Below are 22,982 nucleotides of genomic sequence, written 5' to 3' on the forward strand. Positions count from 1 at the left end.
CCTGTCTCCTTGTCGGTACATAGGTCTTCGCGAAGGCATCCCCCGCCGGTTGCATCCGGCGGTCGGCGGATCGCGAAAGGATGGTCACGGGTGTGCCGGAAAAGGGTCCGGACCAGCGGGGCGTCGGTGAGTGAGGAACGTTCGGTGAGTGAGGAAGAGGCCGGGTACGGCATCGGGGCCGTCTCGCGGCTGATCGGCGTGCCCGCGCCCACGCTGCGCACCTGGAACCTGCGGTACGGGCTCGGCCCGAGCCGCCGCAGCGCGGGCGGCCACCGCCGCTACGACGCCGCCGACCTGCACCGGCTGCGGGAGATGAAGCGGCTGATCGCCGAGGGCCTGCCGCCCGCCGAGGCCGCCCGCCACGCCCTCACCCTCACCGGCGAGCCGCCGACGCCCCCGGCTCCCCGGCACACCTCCGCCACTCGCCCGACGGAGGCCGGGCGCGCGGGAGCAGCGCCCGCAGGAGCCGGGGGGCCGAGTGCCGGAAGTGCGGGAGCAGAGGGCGCGGAGGCCGGACCCGCGGGAGCCGGGCCCGGCCGAGCCGGGGTGACCTCGCTCGTACGGGCCGCGTTCGTGCTGGACAGTCACGCCGTCACCCACCTGCTGGAGTCCTCGCTGGCGGCGCACGGGGTCCGGCCGACGTGGGAGCGGCTGGTGCTGCCCGCCTTCGACGCCGTCTGCCGCCGCCAGGACGACTCGGGCGCGGGCATCGACGTCGAGCACCTGCTCTCCGACCGCATCCTCGCCGCCCTGCACCGGCACGCGCTCCGGCAGGCCGCCCCGGCGGGCCCCCGCCCCGTGCTGCTCGCCTGCGCCGAGGACGAGCAGCACACCCTCCCCGTGCACGCCCTGGCCGCCGCCCTGGCCGAGGAGGGCGTGGAGACCCGCGTCCTCGGGGCTCGCACCCCCTACGCCGCGCTGGCGCACGCGATGCGCCGGCTGCATCCGGCGGCGGTGTTCGTGTGGTCGCAGCAGGAGCTCACGGGCGCGACCGCTCCCCTGGCCGCGCTGCCGCGGCTGCGCCCGGCGGCGCGGCTGATCGTCGGCGGCCGGGGCTGGCGTGAGGCTCTTCCCGAGGGCGTGATCAGGGTAGATACCTTCCGCGAGGCGCTGTCCCAACTCCGGCGGACCCTGCCTTGAGCGTGTCTTTCCCCCGATGACGTTGTGCCGTCCCGCTCCTCCCGTTATGAATAGGTTTTGAATAGGTTTTCCAGGGGAGCGGGACGGACCATGGGGATGACTCCGACCACCAGCCATCAGCAGCACTCAGGGCGCGACGACGAGGAGACCCTGAGCGACAGCTACCGCGCGCACGCGCCCGCCCTCCGCTCCTACCTGCGGCGCTTCATCTCGCCCCAGGACGTGGACGACCTGCTCCAGGTGGTGTTCGCCGACGCCTGGCGCTCCCGCGAGCGCTATGACCCGTCCAGGAGCCAGGCCGCCTGGCTCTACGTGATCGCCCACCGCCGCGCCGTGGACCACCTGCGCGCCCGCCGCCCGTCCACGGTCCCCCTGGACGCCGCGACCGAGGCGGCCGTGCCCGCGCAGCGCCCGGCGGACGACGGCCTCGCCGACCGCGACCGCGTCCGCCGCGCCCTGGCCGAGCTCTCCCACGCCCAGCGCCAGGTCATCGAGCTCGCCTACTACGGCGGGCTGACCCAGCAGGAGATCGCCGAACGCCTCCGCGTCCCCCTGGGTACCGTCAAGGCCCGCACCTCACGCGGCCTGCACAAGCTCTCGTCCCTGCTGGCCGCCGCCGAGGCCGCCTGACCCCGCCGGTCACTCCGGAACAATGTTCGGAAATTGGGCCAAGATTCGTCACATTAGGTGACATGCTAACCGTTACGTTCACGATCGGTGTGTTGACAAAGAGTCAACCCGCTATAAGCCGGTTTCTTCGCATCCGTACCTTGAAGTACATCTGCCCCATCGGCATAGTGGACGGACCTGTAAGGAGTAATCAGTCGTGACGGGCATCTTCGGGGGGCGATACCGGCTCGCGGCTGCCCGGCGGAATTGGACATGATCGTATGAGTTCGCCCCCTCCGATCCGTGCCAAGCTGCTCCGGATCCTCTTACTCCCGCTGGTGTCGATGGTGGCACTGTGGGGCTTCATCGCCTACTCCAGCGTCCAGGAGATCGTGGACGTCTCGCAGACGCAGGACCGCTGGGAGGCCATCGGCTCGCCGGTGCTGCAGCTCATCGTGGAGCTCCAGCGCGAACGGCAGCTCTCGGCCGAGGCCCCTCGCAGCACCGGCTCGTACGCGCCCCTCATCGACCAGCGCCGCAACACCGACGCCAAGGTCGAACGGCTGCGCGAGGTCATCGGCACCGTGGACGTCACCGAGGGCGGCGAGGAGACCCCCGCCCAGGTGCGCGCGCTCGTACAGGCCCTCGACGGGCTGCAGTCGCTGCGCGCCTCCGCCGACGGCGGCGTCCTGGCCCCGCCGCTGGCCATCATCGACGCGTACAACAACGTCATCGCCGTCGCCAACCGGCAGTTCAACGACCGCGACGCGCTGAGCGACGTCTCCTCCTTCCGCTCGGTGCGCGGCATGGCGGCGTACGCGGCCACCGCCGAATATCTGGGCCGCGAGCACGCGGTGCTCACCACCACCATCGTCCACCGCCGGATGTCGCCCACCGACCGGGCCGCGTTCGTGGCCGCGTTCACCGCCCGGCGGCTCGTCTTCGCCAACGCCGAGCGCGACGCCGGCCCCGAGCTGAAGGCCAACTACGACGCGCTCGTCGGCAGCCCGCAGTACCGGCGGCTGATCGAGACCGAGGACGAGCTGTTCACCTTCGACACCGGCGGGGCGCCGCCGGTCGAGGCCGCCCAGTGGAAGGGCGACGCCGAGGCGCTGCTCGGCCTCATCAACCGGGGCACCCAGAGCGAGCTGGCCCGCGCCGCCGAGGAGGCCGAGGCGCAGAAGAGCGGCGCCTACTGGCGGATCGGGCTGGTCCTCCTCGCGGGGCTCGCCGCGATGCTGCTGTCGCTCGCGCTGTCGTACCGGTTCGGCCGCTCGCTCATCTCCGAGCTGCGCAGGCTCCAGGGCTCGGCCGTGGAGCTGGCCGAGGAGCGGCTGCCCCGCCTGGTGGAACGGCTGCGCCGCGGCGACGACGTGGACCCCGCCACCGAGGCCCCTCCCCTCGACCCGGCCGACACCGCCGAGGTGGACCGCGTCGTGGACGCCTTCGCGGCGGTGCGCCGCACCGCGGTCGAGGCCGCGGTCGGGCAGGCGACGCTGCGCAAGGGCGTCGGCCAGGTGTTCCTCAACCTGGCGCGGCGCAACCAGGCGCTGCTGCACCGCCAGCTCGCGCTGCTCGACACGATGGAGCGCCGGGTGGACGAGCCGGAGGTGCTGGAGGACCTGTTCAAGCTCGACCACCTCACCACCCGCATGCGGCGGCACGCCGAGAACCTCATCATCCTGTCCGACTCCGCGCCCGCGCGCCGCTGGCGCGACCCGGTGCCGCTGTTCGACGTCGTACGGGCCGCGGTCCTGGAGGTCGAGGACTACACCCGGGTCACCGTCGCGCCGATGCCGCAGGCCCCGATGCTGGTCGGGGCGGCGGTCACCGACGTCATCCACCTCGTGGCCGAGCTGGTCGAGAACGCCACCGTCTTCTCCCCGCCGGACACCTCCGTGCAGGTGCGCGGCATGACCGCGGCCAACGGCTTCGCCCTGGAGGTGGAGGACCGCGGCCTCGGGCTGAACCAGGCCACGCTGGACGAGCTGAACGCGCGGCTCACCGAGCCGCCGGAGTTCGACCTGGCCGACAGCGACCGGCTCGGGCTGTTCGTGGTGTCCCGCCTCGCGGCCCGGCACGGCATCAAGATCTCCCTGCGGCGCTCGCCGTACGACGGGACGACCGCGATCGTGCTGCTGCCCATCGGCCTGCTGGCCGGCATGGAGAGCCCGGCGCGGCCCGCCGAGCGGGTGGTCGCGGGCCGGCCCATGCGGGCGCTCGACTCCGCTCCCGGCGAGCCGCGGCACCGCGCGCCCGAGCCCCGCTCGCCCCTCGACCCGCCCCTCGACGCCAAGGTGCTCAACGGCCACCCGGTCCGCCTCCCCGACGACCTCAGCGACCTGCCCGGCGACGAGCCGGAGGAGCAGGCGGCCGAGCGCGTGCCGGACCCGGTGGCGGAGGAGCCGGCGCGGCCCGAGCGCGGCACCTGGTTCGAGGCCGCTCCCCCGGCGCGCAACGGCAACGGCGCTCCCGCCGCGCCGCCGCCCGTGCCGCCGCCCGCGCGGCCCGCTCCCGCCGTCCCGCCGGGCCCGCCTCCGGGCTGGAGCGTGACCGTTCCGCCCCAGGAGGCCGACGAGGACCTGGACGGGCTGCCCATGCGGGTCCCGCAGGCCAGCCTCGCCCCTCAGCTCCGCACCGCGCGACGGACCCAGGCGCGTGGCGTCTCCGTACGCTCGCCGGAGGAGCTCGCACAGCTCATGTCGTCCATGCAGCAAGGCTGGCAGCAAGGACGCCGCCTGGCCGACGAGCCGCAAGGACAAGACGTGTGGAACCGAAAGGACGACCATCCCGATGCCCGACCCCAGAAGTGAACTGAGCTGGCTCCTCGACGACCTCACCCAGCGCGTCCCCGGCATCCGGCACGCCATCGTGCTGTCCGCCGACGGGCTCGCCATGGGCGGCTCCCGTGACCTGACCCGTGAGGACTCCGAGCACCTGTCCGCCATCTCCGCCGGCAGCCACAGCCTCGCCATGGGCGCGGGCCGGCATTTCGGCCTGGGCGGCGTACGGCAGACGATCATCGAGATGGAAGGGGGCTTCCTGTTCGTCACCGCCGCGGGCCAGGGAGCCCGGCTGGCGGTGCTCGCGGCGGCCGACGCCGAGCTCGGCATGGTCACGTACGAGATGGCGCTGATGGTCAAGAGGGTCGGCGAGCACCTCTCCGCGCAGCCGAGGGGAGCGGCACCGGCACCCGCCTGGAACGGCGCGAGACCGTGACAGGAGAGGATCCCGGCCCCCTGATCCGGCTGTACGGGCTGACCGGGGGCCGGGCGCGCCCGCAGGGGGAGACGTTCGACCTGGTGGCCATCGTCGCGACGGTCGCCGGCTCGCACGAGTTCGCGGACCTGATCCCCGAGCACCGCGCCGTGCTGTCGCTGTGCCGCCGGCCCACGCCGGTGGCCGACGTCGCGGCGCATCTCAGGCTGCCGCTCAACATCACCCGGGTGATCCTGGGCGACCTGCGGCGCGAGGGCCTGGTCACCATCGAACGGCCGCGCCCGGTGGCGCAGACGATCGACGAACGCATCTACAGGGAAGTGCTGCATGGGCTACGCAGCCTCTGAGCCGGGGTCGACGGCCGTCGCCTCGGCCTTGGCCATCAAGATCCTCATCGCGGGTGGCTTCGGCGTCGGCAAGACGACCATGGTCGGCACCATCAGCGAGATCCGTCCTCTGCACACCGAGGAGCTGCTGAGCGAGCGGGGCGTCGGGGTGGACGACCTGTCGGGCGTGGAGTCCAAGACGACCACCACCGTGGCGCTCGACTTCGGCCGCATCACGATCCGCGACGGGTTGTGGTTGTACCTGTTCGGGACGCCGGGGCAGGACCGGTTCTGGTTCATGTGGGACGAGCTGGCGCTCGGCGCGCTCGGCGCCGTGGTGCTGGCCGACACCCGCCGCCTCCAGGAGTGTTTCCCGGCCGTGGACTACTTCGAGCAGCGCGGCATCCCGTTCGTCGTGGGGGTGAACTGCTTCGACGGGGCCCGCAGGTACGATCCCGCCAAGGTCCGGCGGGCGCTCGGGCTGAACGAGACGACCCCGATCGTGCTGTGCGACGTGCGGCGGCGCGATTCGGTCAAGGAGGTGCTGACCACGCTCGTCACGTACGCGGTGGAGGGCGCCCGTTCCGCGCCGGGGCCGCGATGATCGGGTAGCCGCTCCGCTGGGTAGTGGCCGCGGATGTTCGACGACTTCGCGACCGACGTGATCGACGTGGGCGAGACGGAGCTGTACGTCCGGCACGGCGGCTCCGGCACCCCGCTGCTGCTCCTGCACGGCCACCCGCGCACGCACGCCACCTGGCACCGCGTCGCCCCTCTCCTCTCCCCCCACCACTACGTGGTCTGCCCGGACCTGCGCGGCTACGGCCGTTCCGGCAAGCCGCCCACCACTCCCGACCACGCCCCCTACGGCAAGCGCGCGATGGCGCGGGACATGGCCGCCCTCATGCGGGCGCTCGGCCACGACCGCTTCGCCGTGGCGGGGCATGACCGGGGCGCGTACGTCGCCCACCGCCTGGCCGCCGACCATCCCGGCGAGGTCACCCGCCTGGTCGTGATGGACGCGATCCCCATCGGCGAGGCGCTGGCCCGCGCCGACGCGCGCTTCGCCGCGGCCTGGTGGCACTGGTTCTTCCTCGGCCAGACCGACAAGCCGGCCGAGCATTTCATCAGCGCCGACCCCGACGCCTGGTACCGGACCACGGAGGAGCAGATGGGGCCGGAGGCGTACCTGGACTTCCGCCGCGCCATCCACGACCCGGCCACGGTCCACGCCATGTGCGAGGACTACCGGGCCGGGCTGACGGTGGACCGGGCCGCCGACGACGCCGACCGGGCGGCGGGCCGCCGCGTCGCCTGCCCGACGCTGTTCCTCTGGTCGTCGCGGGACGACATGGAGGACCTGTACGGGGACCCGCTGGCCATCTGGCGCACCTGGGCCGACGACGTGACCGGTCATCCGATCGACAGCGGCCACCACATGGCCGAGGACGCCCCCGAGGAGCTGGCGGCCGCCTTGCTGGCGTTCATGAAGCGCTGAGGCGGAAATTCCCCGCGGGGCGGTCGTGTTGCCCGGACATGGGCAATGCTTTCGCGGACGAGAACGTCATCCGCCGGCTCCTCACCGAGACGCGGACGTGGGCCTTCGTCGGGCTGTCGGACAACCCCGACCGCACGGCGTACGACCAGGCGGGCCTGCTCCAGGCGCGCGGCAAGCGGATCATCCCCGTCCACCCGGCCGCCGGGACGGTGCTCGGCGAGCCGGGGTACGCCACGCTCGCCGAGGTGCCGGAGAAAGTGGACGTCGTCGCGGTCTACCGGCGGGCCGGGCACGCCGGGCGGTTCGTGGACGAGGCCGTCGCGATCGGTGCGGGGGCGGTGTGGCTGCCGCTCGGCGTCGTCGACGAGGCCGCCGGGCGGCGGGCCCGCGAGGCCGGGCTCGACGTGGTGATGGACCGCTGCCCCGGCGTCGAGTGGGCCCTCCGCCGCATCCCCTGACCTCGCGGGGTCAGACCATCTGGCCGCTCGGCCCCCGGCGGATCACGCGGGTGGCCTGGCGGCGGTCGTCGGGCGGCTGCGGCGGGGCGGACACCAGCACGTCCGGCGGGTCCTGCCGGTAGAAGATGTCGATGTCCACCTCCTCGCCGCCCATGACCAGCGTGTCCCACGCCCCACTGGCGAGGAACGCGCGCAGCGCCTCGGGGCTGAGGCAGCGCAGGTGGGCCCGGAGCGTGGCGTCGTCGGGCAGGCCGGGGATGCGGGAGGCCAGCCGGTCGCGGATCTGCCTGAGCCGGTCCATGAAGGCGTCCAGATCGGCCTCCCTGGAACCCTCCGCGGCGGGTTCGGGGGGCGTGAGGCCGTCGGCGATCAGGTCCTTGATCGCCCGGGTGACGCCGTGGCCGTCCGTGGCCACCATCGCCTGCCACGCGCGGCTCTTGTGCCGGTACTGCAGCATCGACATGGCCGCCTCGTGCCGGATGAAGTCGGCGTCGCGGAACGGCCGGCCGCGCCAGCTCTGGCTGAGCGTACGCGCCAGCGAGATGGCCGAGGCCAGCCCGCTGTTGAGCCCGCGCCCCGGCCAGAAGTGGATGGCGTTGGCGGCGTCGCCGAGCAGGAACCCGTACGTGCCGGGCGTCCCGGCGGTCGGCGGGTGGAGCTGGGCGGTGAAGCGCGGCCGCTGGACCATGTCGAGCCGGAACGCGGTGACCGCGCTCAGGTTCTCCTCGGCGACGCCGAAGAAGCGCAGCCCCTCCAGCACCCGCGTCCACAGCCGCGAGCCTCTGACCAGCGCCGGCAGGAACAGCGTGCCGTGCGTTGAGCAGTGGAACTCGCCGTGCTCGGTCCGGTCCATCAGGCACGGGCTGGCGGCGACGCACTGCTCGAACACGTGCCGGACCGGGTCGATGCCGATGACCTCCTTGGCCTCCTCGTCGGTCAGCCGCATGTTGAGGAAGCCCTCGCCGCGCAGGGCGTTCAGCAGGAAGCGGTTCTGGGCGACGGTGAGCAGCACGGTCATCGGGTCCGGCAGCTCGGATCTGACGCGCAGCCCGAGGACGACGTCCTGCAGGTGGTGGCCGTCGAGCGAGTAGATCGAGGTGTCGGCGTTGCCGAACTTGGCGGCGAAGTGGGCGCGGGTGCGCGAGCGCCCGCCCTCGCAGATGGCGAGCACGTGGTCGCGGCCGGTGGCCTCGCGGTGCTCGTCGGGCGAGAACCGCGCGGGGACCAGCCGGATCCGGTCGGGGCGCTCGTTCGCCAGCTCCAGCAGCGTGTCCTCGATGTAGGCGATGCGCAGGTTGCGCGGGCCCTGGCCGCGGATCGAGTCGGGGCCGGTGGGCCACATCTCGGTGTACGCGCCGGGCGCGAACAGCCGGGCCTGCGCCCGTTCCGGCAGGTTGAGGTACTGGCGGCTCTGGACGGTGACGACCTGCTGCCGCCGGACGTTGCCCTCCGCCCTGCCCTTCCACACGACGCGGGCGCCGTCGCTCTTCCAGCGGCCGTCGTAGACGGTGATCGCGACCCGCTCGCCCATGAGCTGGTCGAGGAGCAGGGCGAGGCTGAGCCCGACGGGGCCGCCGCCGCTGATCGTGACGCGCAGGACCTGCCCGGGGTCCACCGCCCGTACGACGCTCCGCACCGTCCCGGGGTCCATGATGGTGTCGGCGTCCTCGCCCGCGAGCTCGAAGCAGAAGACCTCGTCGCCGATGCTGATCAGGTCGCCGGGGCGCAGCACGTGCGTGGCCACGCGGGCGCCGTTGACCAGGGTGCCGTTGCGGCTGCCCAGGTCGCGCAGGACGTAGCGGCCCTCCTCGTGGCGCACCTCGGCGTGCGAGCGCGAGGCCCGGCCGCCGGCGATCACCACGCCGCTGTCGCCCCTGCGGCCGAACGTCAGCGGCCGATCGCCGAGCGGGAACCGTCTTCCGGACTGAGGGCCGTCGTGCCCCACGATCACCGGCGGCATAGGTAACTCCCATTCCCTAGCCAAATGGACTGGAGTCCGTGCCGCTTCAGCATGGGACGGGATGAACCTCTTTACCAGTGAAAATTACTCACACAAGAGAATTCTCACGTTTGCGAGGGGTATGGGGCCAGTTCGGAAATCCGAAGGAGAGTTGTGCCATGATCGTATTGCGCCGTTTGACGGCGATCCGAGCATGCCTGGCACTGCCGAGCCTGCCCGGCCCGTCACCGGGCCCGGACGAGGCCTCCGACCAGAGCCGGCGGCGCCGGCGGCGCCGCCGCCGCTGACCCGCCAGGGTCACTTCCAGGGGAGCCTCCTCCCCTTGTACGAGGGGTGCTTGGACTCCCAGTACTTCCAGCCCTCGAAGCGGGCCGGCACGTTGGCGATGCCCGAGGCGATCTCCACATGCCGGCACGTGGAAAGGACCGACCACGCCGACCAGCCGATGCGGTAGCCGAACACCCGGTACCACATGTTGCCGTACATCCCGTCGCTGATCTCGCGCGTGTACTCGTGCCCCGTGAACACCATGTGCCGCTCCTCCAGGTGCGGGATGCCGTTCTTGCGCAGCGCGCGGATCACCTCGCCGGGCTCGATGGGGTTGCTGGTCCTGACCCACTCCTTCTCCGTCTCCAGGAACGCCAGCACCTCGTGCTCCCTCGTCACCGACACCGTCATCGAGCCGCCGGGGCCGTCGGTGTAGCGGGTGCGCGGCAGGAAGAAGTTGCGCGGTGAGATGTGCCCGCGCTTGAAGAAGATCCGCGGCGTGCACACGGGGTGGTCGGTGTCCTTGACGCGGTTGCGGTGGCGGCGGCGGTTGTTGACGTTGTCCTCGGCGGTCTCGTCGGCGGCCTCGGCGACGGTGTTGTCGACGTCGTCGTCGTCGCCCGTCCGGCTGTCCGCCGGGTTGTCCGTCCGGTTGTCCGCCCATGCCGGAGCCAGCGTGGCGGCGAGGACGATCGAGAGCGTGCCGCACGCGGCGGCCTTCCGCATTCCGCGGCGAAGGTGAATGGGCGCGAACATGTGCTGTTCCTTTCGGAAATGCCTGCTGCACGATGCTCGCAGGAGGCACGAATCCCACCCGACCGCCACACCGGACTTGAATATCCCGTACCGGGCAAGAATTGGTGAAGAACGTATGGCGCACCCGTACGGGTACCATGCCTCCATGCCGCCCACCCGCGAACACGCCGAGCTGAAGCTGCAGCCGCTGCCGCAGGCGGGCCGGTCACTGGCCGAGCAGGTGATCTCCGAGGTGCGCCGGGCGGTGCACACCGGCGCGATGGTCCCCGGCCGGCTCTACTCCGTCTACCAGATCGCCGAGCAGCTCAACGTCTCCCGCAGCCCGGTCCGCGAGGCCATGCTGCGCCTGGTGGAGGCCGGGCTGGTGCAGGTCGAGCGCAACCGCGGGTTCCGGGTCGTGCTGCCGCACCCGCGCGAGATCGTCGAGATCTTCGGGGTCCGGCTCGCGCTGGAGCTGCCCGCCGTGCGGCGCGCGGCCGGGGCAGGGCCCGCCGGGCTGGGCGCGGCGCTGCGGGAGACGATGGAGCGGATGGCGGAGGCGGTCGAGGCCGGCGACGAGGAGCTGTTCTTCCACCTCGACCAGGCGCTGCACGACCGCGTGCTGGTCGCCGCGGGCAACGGGCGGGCCCGCGCGATCGTCGGCGGCCTGCGCGACACCATGCGCATCCTCGGCACCTCCACCGACGACGCCTCGCGCACGCTGCGCCAGGTCCACGAGGAGCACGAGCCGATCGTGGCGGCGGTGGCCGCGGGCGACGCCGGGGGCGCGGTGCGGGCGATGCGCGCCCACCTGACCAACACCGGGCTCATCCTCGCCGCGCAGGCGGCCCGCGCCCAGGGCGAGCCGGTGGACGTGGCCGCGCTCTGGGCCGCCGTCGTCGACGACCTCTAGCCGACCTCGCCGGGCAGGCCCAGCTCCTCCCGCACGCGGGCCAGCGACTCGGCGCGGATCGCGGCGTACAGCTCGTACGGGTCGTGCAGGGTCCGCCCGAGCACCCCGGCCAGCTCGTCGGGGCCGAAGTCGGCGCCGGCCGCCGTGACGTCCTTGGCGCCGTCAGAGGTGAGGTTCGACTGGAAGATCCCGGCGGCCGAACGCGGCAGGAAGTCCTCGTACACGATGGGCCGGGCGCTCACCCAGCCGCCCGCCAGCAGCTCGGCGAGCCCGGCCGGGGGCGGCCCCGAGGGCCGGTCCGGCGCGGCGTGGAAGGTGAAGTACGCCAGGTCCCGCGCGGCCAGCTCCGCCTCCGTGCGCGGCACCCGCGCCTCCCACAGCCCGGCGGCCACCGCGTTGCGCTCCTCCGCGTCCACCCGCCGCCCGGCGAGGGCGTCGTCCAGCGCGGCGGCCAGCTCGTCGTAGAGCGCCCGCCCGGCCGGGGTCACCGCGATCCCCCGGGCCTCGACCTCGCCGAAGCGCACCCGCAGGTCGTCCTCGGCGATCCGGCCGTCGTCCTCGCGGAACAGCCGTGGCTCGGCGAGCGCGCGGAAGGAGGTCTGGCGCAGCAGCAGGTCGGGGCCGGACCAGCGGGGCGGGCCCTGGATGGCGTCGATCATGGTGATGCCGCGCGCGGACATGCGGGCGTAGAGGGCGTCGATGTCGAGCACGCGCGGGGTCAGGTGGTTGACGTGCGTGCTCGGGACGCCGCCGATGTCGGCGGCCACGGCCGAGACCCGCTCCAGCTCGGCGTACCAGCCGCGCGAGACCGGCTCGCGCGACAGCTCGAACGAGCGCGTGGCGAGCGTCAGGAACTCCTCGGCCGCCGCGTCGTCCAGGCCGCCCTCGGCCTCGGCGCGGTCCGCCAGCTCCAGCAGCCGGGGCGGGAACAGCCGCCTGGCCTCCAGGAACGCCTCCAGCCTCCGCCGCAGATCCTCGCCGAAGAACCGCCGGTCGCCGGTGACCAGCATGGAGGTGAAGACGCGGAACGGGTTCGCGGCCAGCTCGCCGGCGTCCACGGGCCGGAACGCCGTCGAGACGACCGGCACCGAGCTGCTGGCCGCCTCCCGCAGGTCGTAGAAGCCGACCGGGTACATCCCCATCGCGCCGAAGATCCGCGCGACCTGGGCCAGCTCGGCGGGGGTGCCGACGCGGATCGCGCCGTGCCGCTCGGCGGTGACCCTGCCGATCGAGCCGAGCCGTTCGGCGTCCGCGCCCATGCGGGCCAGGACCTCGCGGTTCACCTCCTGGGAGACCTCGACGAGCGTGGTGTAGGCGGGGACCTCGGTGCCGTACATGGCCGACAGGCGCCGGGCGAAGGCCGCCCGCAGTGCGGTCGCGTCCACCATCGTGCCGTCCCTTCTCTGGGTCGTGATGGCTGGCATCGTACCCAAGTCGCATGTAACATGCTACGCATGGATCAAGCGGCGGCTCTAGCGAGCGACCTGCGCCGGCGCGGCGTCGCCGACGTGCTGACCGACGGCACTACCCGCGCGATCCACTCCTCCGACGCCTCCCTCTACCGGGTGCCGCCACTGCTGGTCGCCCGGCCGAGGACCGCCGAGGACGTCCAGGCCGCCGTGGAGCTGTGCGCCCGGCACGAGATCCCGCTGACCGCGCGCGGCGCGGGCACCTCGATCGCCGGCAACGCCGTCGGCCCCGGCCTGGTGCTCGACTTCAGCCGGCACATGGACCGGGTGCTGAAACTCGACCCCGAGGCCCGCACGGCGGTGGTCCAGCCCGGCGTGGTCCAGGCCGCCCTCCAGCGGGCGGCGGCCCCGCACGGGCTGCGCTTCGGCCCCGACCCCTCCAGCCACACCCGCTGCACGATCGGCGGGATGATCGGCAACAACGCCTGCGGCTCGCGCGCGCTCGGCTACGGCCGCACCTCCGACAACGTGACGGGACTCCAGGCCGTGGCCGGCGACGGCACGCTTCTGGACCTGCCCGCGCAGGCCGGGCCGGCCGCGCTGCGCGACCTCGTGGCGGCGAACCTGGCGACGATCCGCACCGAGTTCGGCAGGTTCGGCCGCCAGGTGTCCGGCTACGCGCTGGAGCACCTGCTGCCCGAGAACGGCTTCGACGTGACCCGGCTGCTGGTCGGCAGCGAGGGCACGCTCGCCGTGCTCACCGAGGCGACGGTGCGGCTGGTCGCCGACCCCGCGCACCGCGTGCTGGTCGTGCTCGGCTACGCCGACATCGCCGAGGCCGGGGACGCCGCGCCCGGCCTGCTCGCCTTCCTGCCCACCGCGTGCGAGGGCCTCGACGCCCGCATCGTGGACGTGGTCCGCGCCCGCCGCGGCCCCGGCGCGGTGCCGCCGCTGCCGGGCGGCGCCGCCTGGCTGTTCACCGAGATCGCCGGCGACGACGAGGCCGAGGTGCGCGAGCGGGCCGCCCGCCTGGCCGCGGGGCACCCGGACGCGCTCGTCGTCACCGACCCGGCCAAGGCCGCGGCGCTCTGGCGGATCAGGGAGGACGGCGCGGGCCTGTCCGGCCGCAGCCCGGCCGGGCGGCCGGCGCACGCGGGCTGGGAGGACGCCGCGGTGCCGCCCGCGATGCTCGGCCGCTACCTGCGCGACTTCGAGGAGCTGATGGCCGGTCACGGGCTGACCGGCCTGCCGTACGGGCACTTCGGCGACGGCTGCCTGCACATCAGGATCGACCTGCCGCTGGAGCGGCCCGGCGGGACTCGGGTGCTGCGCGAGTTCCTGGTCGCCGCCGCCACGCTCGTCGCCGGCTACGGCGGCTCGCTGTCCGGCGAGCACGGCGACGGCCGCGCCAGAAGCGAGCTGCTGCCGCTCATGTACTCCCCCGCCGCGATCGGCCTGTTCGAGCGGGTGAAGGGCGTCTTCGACCCGGCCGGCACGCTCAATCCCGGCGTGCTGGTGCGGCCCCGCCCGTTCGACGCCGACCTGCGCGTCCCCGCCGCCCGCCCGGCCCCCGGCCGGCTCGCCCTGGCCTACCGGCACGACGGCGGCGACTTCTCCCAGGCCGTGCACCGCTGCACGGGCGTGGGCAAGTGCCGGGCCGACAACACCGGGACCGGCGGCGTCATGTGCCCCTCCTATCTGGCGACCAAGGAGGAGAAGGACTCCACCCGGGGCCGGGCGCGGGCCCTCCAGGAGATGCTCAACGGCGGGGACGTCTCGGGCGGCTGGCGTTCGCCCGAGGTGCACGAGGCCCTGGACCTGTGCCTGGCCTGCAAGGGCTGCGCCTCCGACTGCCCGACCGGCGTGGACATGGCGGCCTACAAGGCGGAGGTGCTGCACCAGAGCTACCGGGGGCGGCTGCGCCCGGCCTCGCACTACTCGCTGGGGCGGCTGCCGCTGTGGGCGCGGCTGGCGTCCCGGATGCCGCGCGTGGCCAACGCGGCCCTGCGCGTGCCCGCGCTGCGCCGGCCGGCGCTCGCGCTGGCCGGGGTGGACGCGCGGCGCACGCTGCCCGCGTTCGCGCCGCGCACGTTCCGCTCCTGGTTCGCGCGCCGGCCTCCGGCGGAGGGCGCGCCGGTGCTGCTGTTCGTGGACACCTTCACCGACCACTTCGCGCCCGAGGTCGGCCGGGCCGCCGTCACCGTGCTGGAGGCGGCCGGCTACGCGCCCCGCGTCACCGCGCGGCGCGGCTGCTGCGCGCTGACCTGGATCTCCACGGGCCAGCTCGACCAGGCCAGGCGCATTCTCGGCCGGACCGTACGCGACCTCGCGGCGAAGGCCGGTGACGGCGTGCCGATCGTGGGCCTGGAGCCGTCCTGCACGGCCGTCCTGCGCTCGGACGCCCTGGAGCTGCTGGACGAGGACACCGCCGCGCCCGTCGCCCGCGCCACCAGGACCCTCGCCGAGCTGCTGGCCGCCACCCCCGGCTGGCGCCCGCCGCCGCTCGACGACGTGCGCGTGGTGGCCCAGCCGCACTGCCACCACCACGCCGTCATGACCTGGGAGCCGGACCTGCGGCTGCTGCGCGCGGCCGGCGCCGAGGTGCGCAGGCTCGGCGGCTGCTGCGGACTGGCCGGCAACTTCGGCGTCGAGAAGGGCCACTACGACGTGTCGGTGGCGGTCGCCGGGCAGCAGCTCCTGCCCGCGCTGCGGGAGGCCGCGCCGGACGCGGCCGTGCTCGCCGACGGCTTCTCCTGCCGCACCCAGATCGCCGACCTGTCCCCCAGGCGCGGCGTCCACCTGGCTCAGCTCCTCGCCGACCGGCTCACGCCAGAAGGGAACTGACATCGATGGGACGAGAACTGCCCCGGCGGGCCGCGGTGGTCGTCATCGGCGGCGGCGTCATGGGGGTCAGCATCGCGTACGAGCTGGCCGCGGCCGGGGTGCGCGACGTGGTGCTGCTCGACAAGGGGCCGCTCGGCTCCGGCTCGACCTGCAAGGCGGCCGGGGGCGTGCGGGCGCAGTTCTCCGACCGGGTCAACATCGAGCTGGCCGTACGCAGCCTGGAGACGTTCGAGCACTTCGCCGAGCGCTTCGGGCAGGAGATCGACCTGCACCGCCCCGGCTACCTGTTCCTGCTGGACACGCCCGAGGCGGTCGCGGAGTTCGAGCGCAACGTCGCCGTGCAGAACGACCTCGGCGTGCCCAGCCGGATGATCCCGGTGCGGGAGGCCGCCGCGCTGTCGCCGCTCATCTCCACCGACGGGCTGCTCGCCGCCGCCTTCTCCCCCAGCGACGGCCACTGCACGCCCGAGTCCGTGGTGCTCGGCTACGCGGGCGCGGCCCGGCGGCTCGGCGCGCGGCTGCTGCCCGGCTGCGCGGCGACCGGCATCGAGCTCGCGGACGGGGCCGTCACCGCGGTGCTGACCGAGGGCGGCCGGATCGAGACCGAAACCGTGATCTGCGCGGCCGGGGCCTGGTCGCGCGAGGTCGGGGCGTGGGCGGGCGTGGACCTGCCGGTGACGCCGCTGCGCCGGCAGATCCTGGTGACCGAGCCGGTGCCCGGCCTGCCGCCGACGGCGTTCACCATCGACTTCGGCACCACCTTCTACTTCCACCGGGAGGGGCCGGGGCTGCTGCTCGGCATGTCCGACCCGGACGAGACGCCCGGCTTCAAGCTCGACCGCTCCGACGCCTGGCTGCCGCGGCTCGGCGAGGCCATGGCCCGCCGCGCGCCCGCGCTGATGGAGACCGGCGTCGCCACCGGCTGGGCCGGCCTGTACGAGGTGACGCCCGACCACAACGCGCTCATCGGCGCCGCCCCCGGCGTCGAGCGGTTCCTCTACGCCACCGGCTTCTCCGGCCACGGCTTCCTCATGGGCCCGGCGGTCGGCGAGGTCATGCGCGACCTCTACCTGGGGCGTGAGCCGTTCACGGACGTGTCCGGCTTCGACGCGCGCCGCTTCGCGCGGTCCGCGGCCCGTCCCGAGCTCAACATCGTCTGATCGTGAACAAGGAGCCTTTCATGATGCTGCCGAGCGCCGCCGAGCTGGCCGCGACCGCGCGGGAGACCGCGAAACGCTGCGGGGTGGACGTGGACGCGCTGGGCGACGGCGTCACCACGACCTCGCCGATCAACGGCGCGCCGCTGGCCCGCGTCGGCTGGGCCGGGCCCGAGGCCGTGGACGAGGCCGTCGCGCGGGCGCGGGCCGCGTTCCTGGCCTGGCGGGTGGTGCCCGCGCCGGTGCGCGGCGCGCTGGTGAAGCGGTTCGGCGAGCTGCTGACGGCGCATAAGGCCGACCTGGCGACGCTGGTCAGCCTGGAGGTCGGCAAGATCACCTCCGAGGCGCTGGGCGAGATCCAGGAGATGATCGACATCTGCGACTTCGCCGTGGGCCTGTCCCGCCAGCTCTACGGCCGCACGATCAGCTCGGAGCGGCCCGGCCACCGGCTCATGGAGACCTGGCATCCGCTGGGCGTGGTCGGCGTCATCAGCGCCTTCAACTTCCCCGCCGCGGTGTGGTCGTGGAACACCGCGATCGCCCTGGTCTGCGGCGACCCCGTCATCTGGAAGCCGTCCGAGCTGGCGCCGCTGACCGCGCTCGCCTGCGCGGCGCTGCTCGACCGGGCCGCCGCCGAGCAGGGCGCGCCCGCGCATCTCGGCCAGGTCCTGCTGGGCGGGCCCGACCTCGGCGAGGCGCTGGTCGACCATCCGGGGATCGCGCTGGTCAGCGCCACCGGCTCGACCCGGATGGGCCGCGAGGTGGGGCCGCGCGTGGCCGCCAGGTTCGGCCGCTCGCTGCTGGAGCTCGGCGGCAACAACGCCGCCGTGGTGTGCCCGTCGGCCGACCTCGACCTCGCCGTACGCGGCATCGTGTTCTCGGCGGCGGGCACGGCGGGCCAGCGGTGCACCACGATGCGGCGGGTCATCGCGCATTCCTCCGTCGTGGACGCCCTGACCGAGCGGCTGGCCGGCGCCTACGGCCGGCTGCCGATCGGCAACCCGCTCGCCGCCGGGACGCTCGTGGGGCCGCTCATCTCGGGGCGGGCGTACGAGGCCATGCGGGAGGCGCTGCGGGAGGCGGGCGAGCAGGGCGGCACGCTGGTCGCCGGGGGCGGGCGGCGCCTCGCCGACCAGGCGCCCGACGCCTACTACGCCGAGCCGGCGCTGGTCCGGGTCGGCGCGCAGGTACCGGTCGTGACGCGCGAGACGTTCGCCCCCATCCTGTACGTGCTGCCGTACGAGACGCTGGAGGAGGCGATCGCGCTCAACAACGCGGTGCCGCAGGGGCTGTCGTCCAGCATCTTCACCCGCGACCAGGGCGAGGCCGAGCTGTTCCTGTCGGCCGAGGGCTCCGACTGCGGGATCGTCAACGTCAACATCGGCACCTCGGGCGCCGAGATCGGCGGCGCCTTCGGCGGCGAGAAGGAGACCGGGGGCGGCCGGGAGTCGGGGTCGGATGCGTGGCGCGGCTACATGCGCCGCGCCACGAACACCGTCAACTACTCCGGTGAGCTGCCCCTGGCCCAGGGCGTCGAGTTCACCGTCTGACCCGGCCGCCCGCCGATCAGGGCTCGCAGCTGGCCACGATCTCGGCGGTGCAGGTGTCAGTGCCGGGCCCGCCGGTGGCGCGGTCGGAGGTGCCCGCGCCGCCGAGCAGCGTGTCGTCGCCGCCGTTGCCGTTCATGGTGTCGTTCCCGCCGCCGCCGCTGACCAGGTCACCCTGCGAGCCGCCCTGGAAGAAGTCCGCGCCGTCGCCGAGGAAGACCAGCGACGGCAGGGCGGTGTTGTTGGTGAACAGGTCGGTGCCCGAGCCGAGGACGGCGCTCAGGTCGGTGACGCTCGCCGACGGGCACCGTACGGTGTGGGAGTCGACCTGCGTGCACGTCCCTCCGGGAGAGAGCGTGGTGAGCGTGTTCACCACGGCGTAGTTCGTGCCGGACACGCTCACGGTGACGGCGTTGTTGGTGGTCGTCGAGCTGATGACCAGGCGGCCGCTCGAGTTGTCGACGGTGCCGGCGGCGCTCGCCGGCCCGGCGAGGACGAGCAGCGGCGCGGCCGCCGCCGCGCCGACGAGAAGCGCGCGCAGCCCCATGGCGCGGACGGCTCCGATGCGGTTTCGCATGGTGGTTCCCCTGTGACAGATCATCCCCTTTGGCGGGGAGGGGCGGTCTTCCGCCTGCGCCGATTAGAGCGCACCGGGTCCCATAAGTTCTGTGGCGCAATACTCAGTACGGGCGTGCGTTGCGGCACTGCGCTCGTCGGTCAGGGCCCGGCGCTCAGGGGAGGACCAGCCGCCGGGCCTCGCGGCGGTTGCCGGCCAGCTCCCGCAGCGCCTCCGTGGCGCTGCGCAGGATGGCCGGCCGCTCCCCCGCCCCGTGCGCGAGGGCGCGGACCGTGGCGCGGAGCAGGCCGGGCAGGGCGAGGGTCTCCCTCGGGTCGCGCAGCCGGGAGTAGACGTCGAGGACGCGCCGCACCCCGCCGGGACCGTCGGTGAGCACCCGCAGCAGCTCGAACTGCACGGGGGCCAAGGCGTCACCGCGGCCGAGCAGGTTCGTCCAGTGGTAGGTGTGCACGCATTCGGCGTTGCGGCGGCGCTCCCACGCCCGTACGGCGTCGTCGAGCGCGGCCGGGTCGCCGATGACGCCGCCGGCGCGCTCGCCGAGCAGCCGGGCGAACCGGATCGCGTCGCGGATGCCCTGGGCGGTGACCGGGTCCTTGAAGTGCCCGGCGTCGCCGACGAGCGCCCATCCCTGGCCGGACGAGCGGCGGAAGTAGGACGGGTGCGTGGTGGAGCTGACCACCTTCGTCGCCCTGGAGCAGCCGGACAGGCGCTCGGCGAGGCCCGGCACCAGGGTCACGGTCCGCTCGAACTCCGCCTCCAGGTTGCCGCGGAAGTCCGGCACCCGCTCGACCGGCGGCATCAGCAGCACCAGCGACAGACCGCCGTCGCAGGGGAAGGCGTTGCCCAGCTCGCGGCCGGTCAGCCACATGGCGGCGGTGTTCCGCCACTCCTCGCGCGGGTCCTCGTAGTAGGCGTAGTAGCAGGCCCGGCCGTTGGCATGGGTGACACGCGGCTGCTCGGCGCCGAGCAGCCGGGCCAGGGTGGAGCGCCGCCCGTCGGCGCCGATGACCAGCCGGGCGCGGATCTCGTACTCGCCGGAGGCGCGGGAGCCCTGGGAGCCGGCCGAGCCTCGGGCGCGGCCGGACGAGCCGGAGCCACCCCGACCGCCGGACGAGCCGAAGCCGCCTTGATCGCCGGAGCCGGCTGACCCGCTCTGCCCGCCGGGCTCCTCCGGGTCGCCGCCGGCGCGGGAGCGTACGCGGACGCCAACGGCCCGCCCGTTCTCCCAGAGCACTTCGGTGACGCGGTGGCCTTCCCTGACGTCCGCCCCGGCCTCGCGGGCGGCGTCGACGAGGGCCGCGTCGAGGGGCGCGCGGCGTACGCACATGCCGTAGTCCAGGCCGTCCACCGGCGTGTAGCCGCCGGCCGCGCCGTGCCCGGGGCCGCCGATGAAGGCGCGCGAGAGCCGGGGCGCGCCGATCTTCTCCACCCGTTCCAGCACCCCGGCCCGCGCCAGCTCGGCCACGCCGCCCGCGAAGAGCAGGTGCGTGGAGACGGTGGTGGACGGGAAGTGCGCCGGGTCCACGGCGATCACCCGCAGCCCCTGGCGGGCGAGGGTCGCGGCGGCCACCGCGCCCGCGCAGCGTGCTCCGGCGATGACGACGTCGGCCTGCTCGGCCATCGGACCCTCCCGGCGGACAGCCATAACCGACTGGAGTGTCGGTTACGAGGAACGTAAGCGCTCCCGAGACCGGAGTCAACGCCTCACGGACGGTAGGGTGCGGGACATGGCGACCAGCGAGCCGAAGAAGCGCATGCCGGGCACGGCCCGCCGGGCCCGGATCATCGAGGCCGCACTGGACGTCTTCGCCGCGCGCGGCTACCACGCCACCGCCATGGAGGAGATCGCGTCCGCCGCCGGGGTGACCCGGTCGGTGCTCTACGACCACTTCCCGTCCAAGCGGGTGCTGCTGATCACCGTCCTGCAGGAGCAGAACGCCGGGCTCGTGGCCCACGTCGGCGCCCGCATCACGGGCAGCGGCTCGCCGGGCAGGCGGCTGCGCGCCACGCTGGACGCCTACTTCAGCTTCGCCCAGGACCGCCCGGCCGCCCGCCGGCTGCTGTTCGACCACACCGACGAGGACGACCCCGAGATCAAGGCGGTGCGCTGGGGCATCAGGGAGGCCCGCACCCGGTCGGTGGCCGTCATGCTGGGCCGCGACCTGCGCAGGCTCGGCCTCGACCCGGACAGCGAGGCCGCCCAGGCGGTGGTCGAGCTGCTGATCTCCGGCACCGACGGCCTGGCCCAGTGGTGGGAGCGGCATCCGGCGGTGCCGCGCGACCGGCTCGTGGAGGCGGCCATGCTCGTGCTCTGGAACGGCCTGTCCACGCTGCCCGAGCCCGAGGCCCACTAGCGTCTTGATCCGCACACCGCACCCTTGACAGGTGTGATCCGGCCGTTCATCGTCACGGCTAGCTGAACCAACAGCAGTGTCGGTTAGCGGGTGCGAAAGGGAACGGCCATGGAGCAACAGCAGAGCCGGGACGGCATCGGGCGGCGGCGGTTCGTGACGGGGGCGATGGCCACCGCGGTCGGCGCGGCGACCGGCCCGCTATGGGGCATGCCGGGCGCGAGGGCCGCCGCCCCGGCCCTGGTGAGCGCCGCAGCGGGCAAGAACGTGGCGATCTTCGGCGCCGGCATGGGCGGCCTGAGCGCCGCCCACGAGCTGGCCGAGCGCGGCTTCCAGGTCACCGTGTACGAACGCAAGGCGCTCGGCGGCAAGTCGCGGAGCATCCCCGTCCCCGGCACCGGCACGGGCGGCCGCAAGGACCTGCCCGGCGAGCACGGCTTCCGGTTCTTCCCCGGCTTCTACCAGAACCTGCCCGAGACGATGAGCCGCATCCCGTACGGCTCCGGCACCGTCCGCGACAACCTGGTCCCCGCGAGCCTGGAGGTGATCGCGTACAAGGGGAAGGAGCTGCGCGTCCCCATCCCCGGCGACCTCGGCGCGATCACCCCCGAGGCCATCGGCGACTACTTACGCACCGCGCTGACGGCGCTCACCACGGTCCCGCTCACCGAGATCAACTTTTTCATCTCGAAGCTGGTCACGTTCATCACCAGCGGCCCGCGGCGGCGGCTCGGCCAGTGGGAGAACATGGGCTTCTCCGACTTCATCAAGGCGAGCCAGATGTCGCAGCAGTACCAGGACCTGCTGGTGCGCATGTTCACCGCCTCCCTGGTCGCCGCGCAGCCGGACCTCGCCAACACCCGCACCATGGGCCTGATGTTCGAGGCCCTCATCTACAGCGGGCTCGGCCTCGGCCCGTACGGGCCGCCGGACATGGTGCTGAACGGCCCCTCCAGCGACGTGTGGCTCACCCCCTGGATCGACCACCTCACCTCGATGGGCGTGCAGTTCAAGCTCGGCTGGACCGCGACCGGCTTCACCTACTCCGGCGGCCGGGTCACCGGCGCCCAGGTGACCGGCCCCACCGGCGCCGTCTCCACCGTCACGGCCGACCACTACGTGGCCGCCCTGCCGGTCGAGCGGATCCGGCCGCTGCTGTCGTCCGCCATGAAGACGGCGGACCCGGCGCTGGCCCGGCTCGACCACCTGCAGACCGACTGGATGAACGGGGTGATGATCTATCTCAGGCAGCCCCGGCCGATCGCCGAGGGCCACCTCATCTTCGCGGCCACGCCGTGGGCGCTCACCTCGATCAGCCAGGCGCAGTTCTGGACCACGAACTTCCCCGCGACCTACGGCGACGGCACCGCCGTCGACTGCCTGTCGCTGGACCTGTCGGACTGGAACACGCCCGGCATCCTGTTCGGCAAGACCGCCAAGCAGTGCACCCGGCCGCAGATCGTCCAGGAGGTGCTGGCCCAGGTGCGCTCGGCCCTGCCCAACGGCGCGGCGCTGCTGCCCGACTCGATCGTGCACTCGTGGTTCGTGGACCCGGCGATCACCGGCGAGGGCACCTCGGCCGTGGCCAACGACGAGCCGCTGCTCATCAACAGCACCTCGTCCTGGTCCAACCGTCCGAACGCCACGACCGCGATCCCGAACTTCTACCTGGCCGCCGACTACGTACGCAACAGCATCAACCTGGCCACCATGGAGGGCGGCAACGAGGCGGGCCGGATGGCGGCCAACGCCGTCCTCGACGCGACCGGGTCCTCGGCGAGCCGCGCCCGGCTGTACGAGCTCTACCTGCCGCGCGAGTTCAAGCCCATCCACGACTCCGACGACATCCGCTACCTGCTCGGCCTGCCCAACCGGTTCGACCTGCTCGCCCCGTACTGGCCGGGCCACTGACCCCGAGCTCCGGGGGATCCATATCCATTCCGGCATGTCTTGAGGAACTTGCTCTTTCTCG

Annotated in this window: 19 protein-coding genes; 14 read left to right on the forward strand and 5 right to left on the reverse strand. The window is 73.6% G+C overall.

Features of this window, described 5'->3' with window-relative positions; genetic code table 11:
- Positions 1-144 precede the first annotated feature (144 nt).
- From ABD292_RS00760 to ABD292_RS00795, 8 genes are all read left to right on the forward strand, one after another.
- Complete coding sequence (locus tag ABD292_RS00760) at positions 145-1,140, forward strand: MerR family transcriptional regulator (protein ID WP_344204367.1); 996 nt, start codon at positions 145-147, stop codon at positions 1,138-1,140.
- Positions 1,141-1,230: 90 nt separating this feature from the next.
- Positions 1,231-1,770 carry an RNA polymerase sigma factor gene (locus ABD292_RS00765; RefSeq protein ID WP_344204369.1) on the forward strand — a complete coding sequence of 180 codons (540 nt, stop codon included), beginning with the start codon at positions 1,231-1,233 and terminating at the stop codon, positions 1,768-1,770.
- 260 nt (positions 1,771-2,030) lie between these two features.
- On the forward strand, positions 2,031-4,562 hold the full coding sequence (locus tag ABD292_RS00770; protein ID WP_344204370.1) for a sensor histidine kinase: 2,532 nt from the start codon (positions 2,031-2,033) through the stop codon (positions 4,560-4,562).
- Positions 4,543-4,968, forward strand: a complete 426-nt coding sequence (locus ABD292_RS00775) for a roadblock/LC7 domain-containing protein (protein WP_344204372.1) — start codon at positions 4,543-4,545, stop codon at positions 4,966-4,968. The genes ABD292_RS00770 and ABD292_RS00775 overlap by 20 nt, the downstream gene beginning before the upstream one ends.
- Positions 4,965-5,315, forward strand: coding sequence for a DUF742 domain-containing protein (locus ABD292_RS00780; RefSeq protein ID WP_344204374.1), 351 nt, complete (start codon positions 4,965-4,967; stop codon positions 5,313-5,315). Before ABD292_RS00775 ends, ABD292_RS00780 begins: the two co-directional genes overlap by 4 nt.
- The gene (locus ABD292_RS00785; RefSeq protein WP_344204376.1) at positions 5,296-5,898 is read left to right on the forward strand and encodes a GTP-binding protein; all 603 of its coding nucleotides are present in this window, start codon (positions 5,296-5,298) and stop codon (positions 5,896-5,898) included. Before ABD292_RS00780 ends, ABD292_RS00785 begins: the two co-directional genes overlap by 20 nt.
- A 33-nt stretch (positions 5,899-5,931) precedes the next feature.
- Positions 5,932-6,792, forward strand: coding sequence for an alpha/beta fold hydrolase (locus ABD292_RS00790; RefSeq protein WP_344204378.1), 861 nt, complete (start codon positions 5,932-5,934; stop codon positions 6,790-6,792).
- 38 nt (positions 6,793-6,830) lie between these two features.
- Entirely contained in the window at positions 6,831-7,250 is a 420-nt protein-coding gene (locus ABD292_RS00795) for a CoA-binding protein (protein WP_344204381.1), read from the forward strand.
- Positions 7,251-7,260: 10 nt separating this feature from the next.
- On the opposite strand, the gene ABD292_RS00800 is transcribed toward ABD292_RS00795, so the two are convergent.
- Together ABD292_RS00800 and ABD292_RS00805 are read right to left on the reverse strand one after the other, a co-directional pair.
- Positions 7,261-9,210, reverse strand: a complete 1,950-nt coding sequence (locus tag ABD292_RS00800) for an FHA domain-containing protein (RefSeq protein WP_344204383.1) — start codon at positions 9,208-9,210, stop codon at positions 7,261-7,263.
- Positions 9,211-9,507: 297 nt separating this feature from the next.
- Positions 9,508-10,233, reverse strand: a complete 726-nt coding sequence (locus ABD292_RS00805) for a hypothetical protein (RefSeq protein WP_344204384.1) — start codon at positions 10,231-10,233, stop codon at positions 9,508-9,510.
- Positions 10,234-10,378: 145 nt separating this feature from the next.
- Here ABD292_RS00805 and ABD292_RS00810 point away from each other — a divergent pair, with 145 nt between their 5' ends.
- Positions 10,379-11,125: a GntR family transcriptional regulator gene (locus ABD292_RS00810; RefSeq protein WP_344204386.1), complete on the forward strand. Its 747-nt coding sequence runs from the start codon at positions 10,379-10,381 to the stop codon at positions 11,123-11,125.
- Here the strand turns inward: ABD292_RS00810 and hglS are convergent.
- Complete coding sequence (gene hglS, locus ABD292_RS00815) at positions 11,122-12,513, reverse strand: 2-oxoadipate dioxygenase/decarboxylase (protein WP_344204388.1); 1,392 nt, start codon at positions 12,511-12,513, stop codon at positions 11,122-11,124. The genes ABD292_RS00810 and hglS overlap by 4 nt on opposite strands.
- A 66-nt stretch (positions 12,514-12,579) precedes the next feature.
- On the opposite strand from hglS, the gene ABD292_RS00820 reads away from it, so the two are divergent.
- The 3 genes from ABD292_RS00820 to amaB are packed head-to-tail and all read left to right on the forward strand — an operon-like array spanning position 12,580 to position 18,085.
- A complete protein-coding gene (locus ABD292_RS00820) occupies positions 12,580-15,378 on the forward strand; it encodes an FAD-binding and (Fe-S)-binding domain-containing protein (RefSeq protein WP_344204390.1) in 2,799 nt (932 codons plus the stop codon).
- 5 nt (positions 15,379-15,383) lie between these two features.
- Complete coding sequence (locus ABD292_RS00825; RefSeq protein ID WP_344204392.1) at positions 15,384-16,538, forward strand: NAD(P)/FAD-dependent oxidoreductase; 1,155 nt, start codon at positions 15,384-15,386, stop codon at positions 16,536-16,538.
- Positions 16,539-16,558: 20 nt separating this feature from the next.
- Complete coding sequence (amaB, locus tag ABD292_RS00830) at positions 16,559-18,085, forward strand: L-piperidine-6-carboxylate dehydrogenase (RefSeq protein WP_344204394.1); 1,527 nt, start codon at positions 16,559-16,561, stop codon at positions 18,083-18,085.
- Positions 18,086-18,101: 16 nt separating this feature from the next.
- On the opposite strand, the gene ABD292_RS00835 is transcribed toward amaB, so the two are convergent.
- Together ABD292_RS00835 and ABD292_RS00840 are read right to left on the reverse strand one after the other, a co-directional pair.
- Positions 18,102-18,659: a calcium-binding protein gene (locus tag ABD292_RS00835; protein ID WP_344204395.1), complete on the reverse strand. Its 558-nt coding sequence runs from the start codon at positions 18,657-18,659 to the stop codon at positions 18,102-18,104.
- A gap of 154 nt (positions 18,660-18,813) precedes the next feature.
- Complete coding sequence (locus ABD292_RS00840) at positions 18,814-20,280, reverse strand: NAD(P)/FAD-dependent oxidoreductase (protein ID WP_344204398.1); 1,467 nt, start codon at positions 20,278-20,280, stop codon at positions 18,814-18,816.
- Positions 20,281-20,386: 106 nt separating this feature from the next.
- On the opposite strand from ABD292_RS00840, the gene ABD292_RS00845 reads away from it, so the two are divergent.
- Together ABD292_RS00845 and ABD292_RS00850 are read left to right on the forward strand one after the other, a co-directional pair.
- Positions 20,387-21,013: a TetR/AcrR family transcriptional regulator gene (locus tag ABD292_RS00845; protein WP_344204400.1), complete on the forward strand. Its 627-nt coding sequence runs from the start codon at positions 20,387-20,389 to the stop codon at positions 21,011-21,013.
- 108 nt (positions 21,014-21,121) lie between these two features.
- Positions 21,122-22,921, forward strand: a complete 1,800-nt coding sequence (locus tag ABD292_RS00850; protein WP_344204402.1) for a hydroxysqualene dehydroxylase — start codon at positions 21,122-21,124, stop codon at positions 22,919-22,921.
- The last annotated feature ends 61 nt before the right edge of the window (positions 22,922-22,982 follow it).

It is taken from the genome of Nonomuraea bangladeshensis (genome assembly GCF_039529455.1).
GTDB classification, from domain to species: domain Bacteria; phylum Actinomycetota; class Actinomycetes; order Streptosporangiales; family Streptosporangiaceae; genus Nonomuraea; species Nonomuraea bangladeshensis.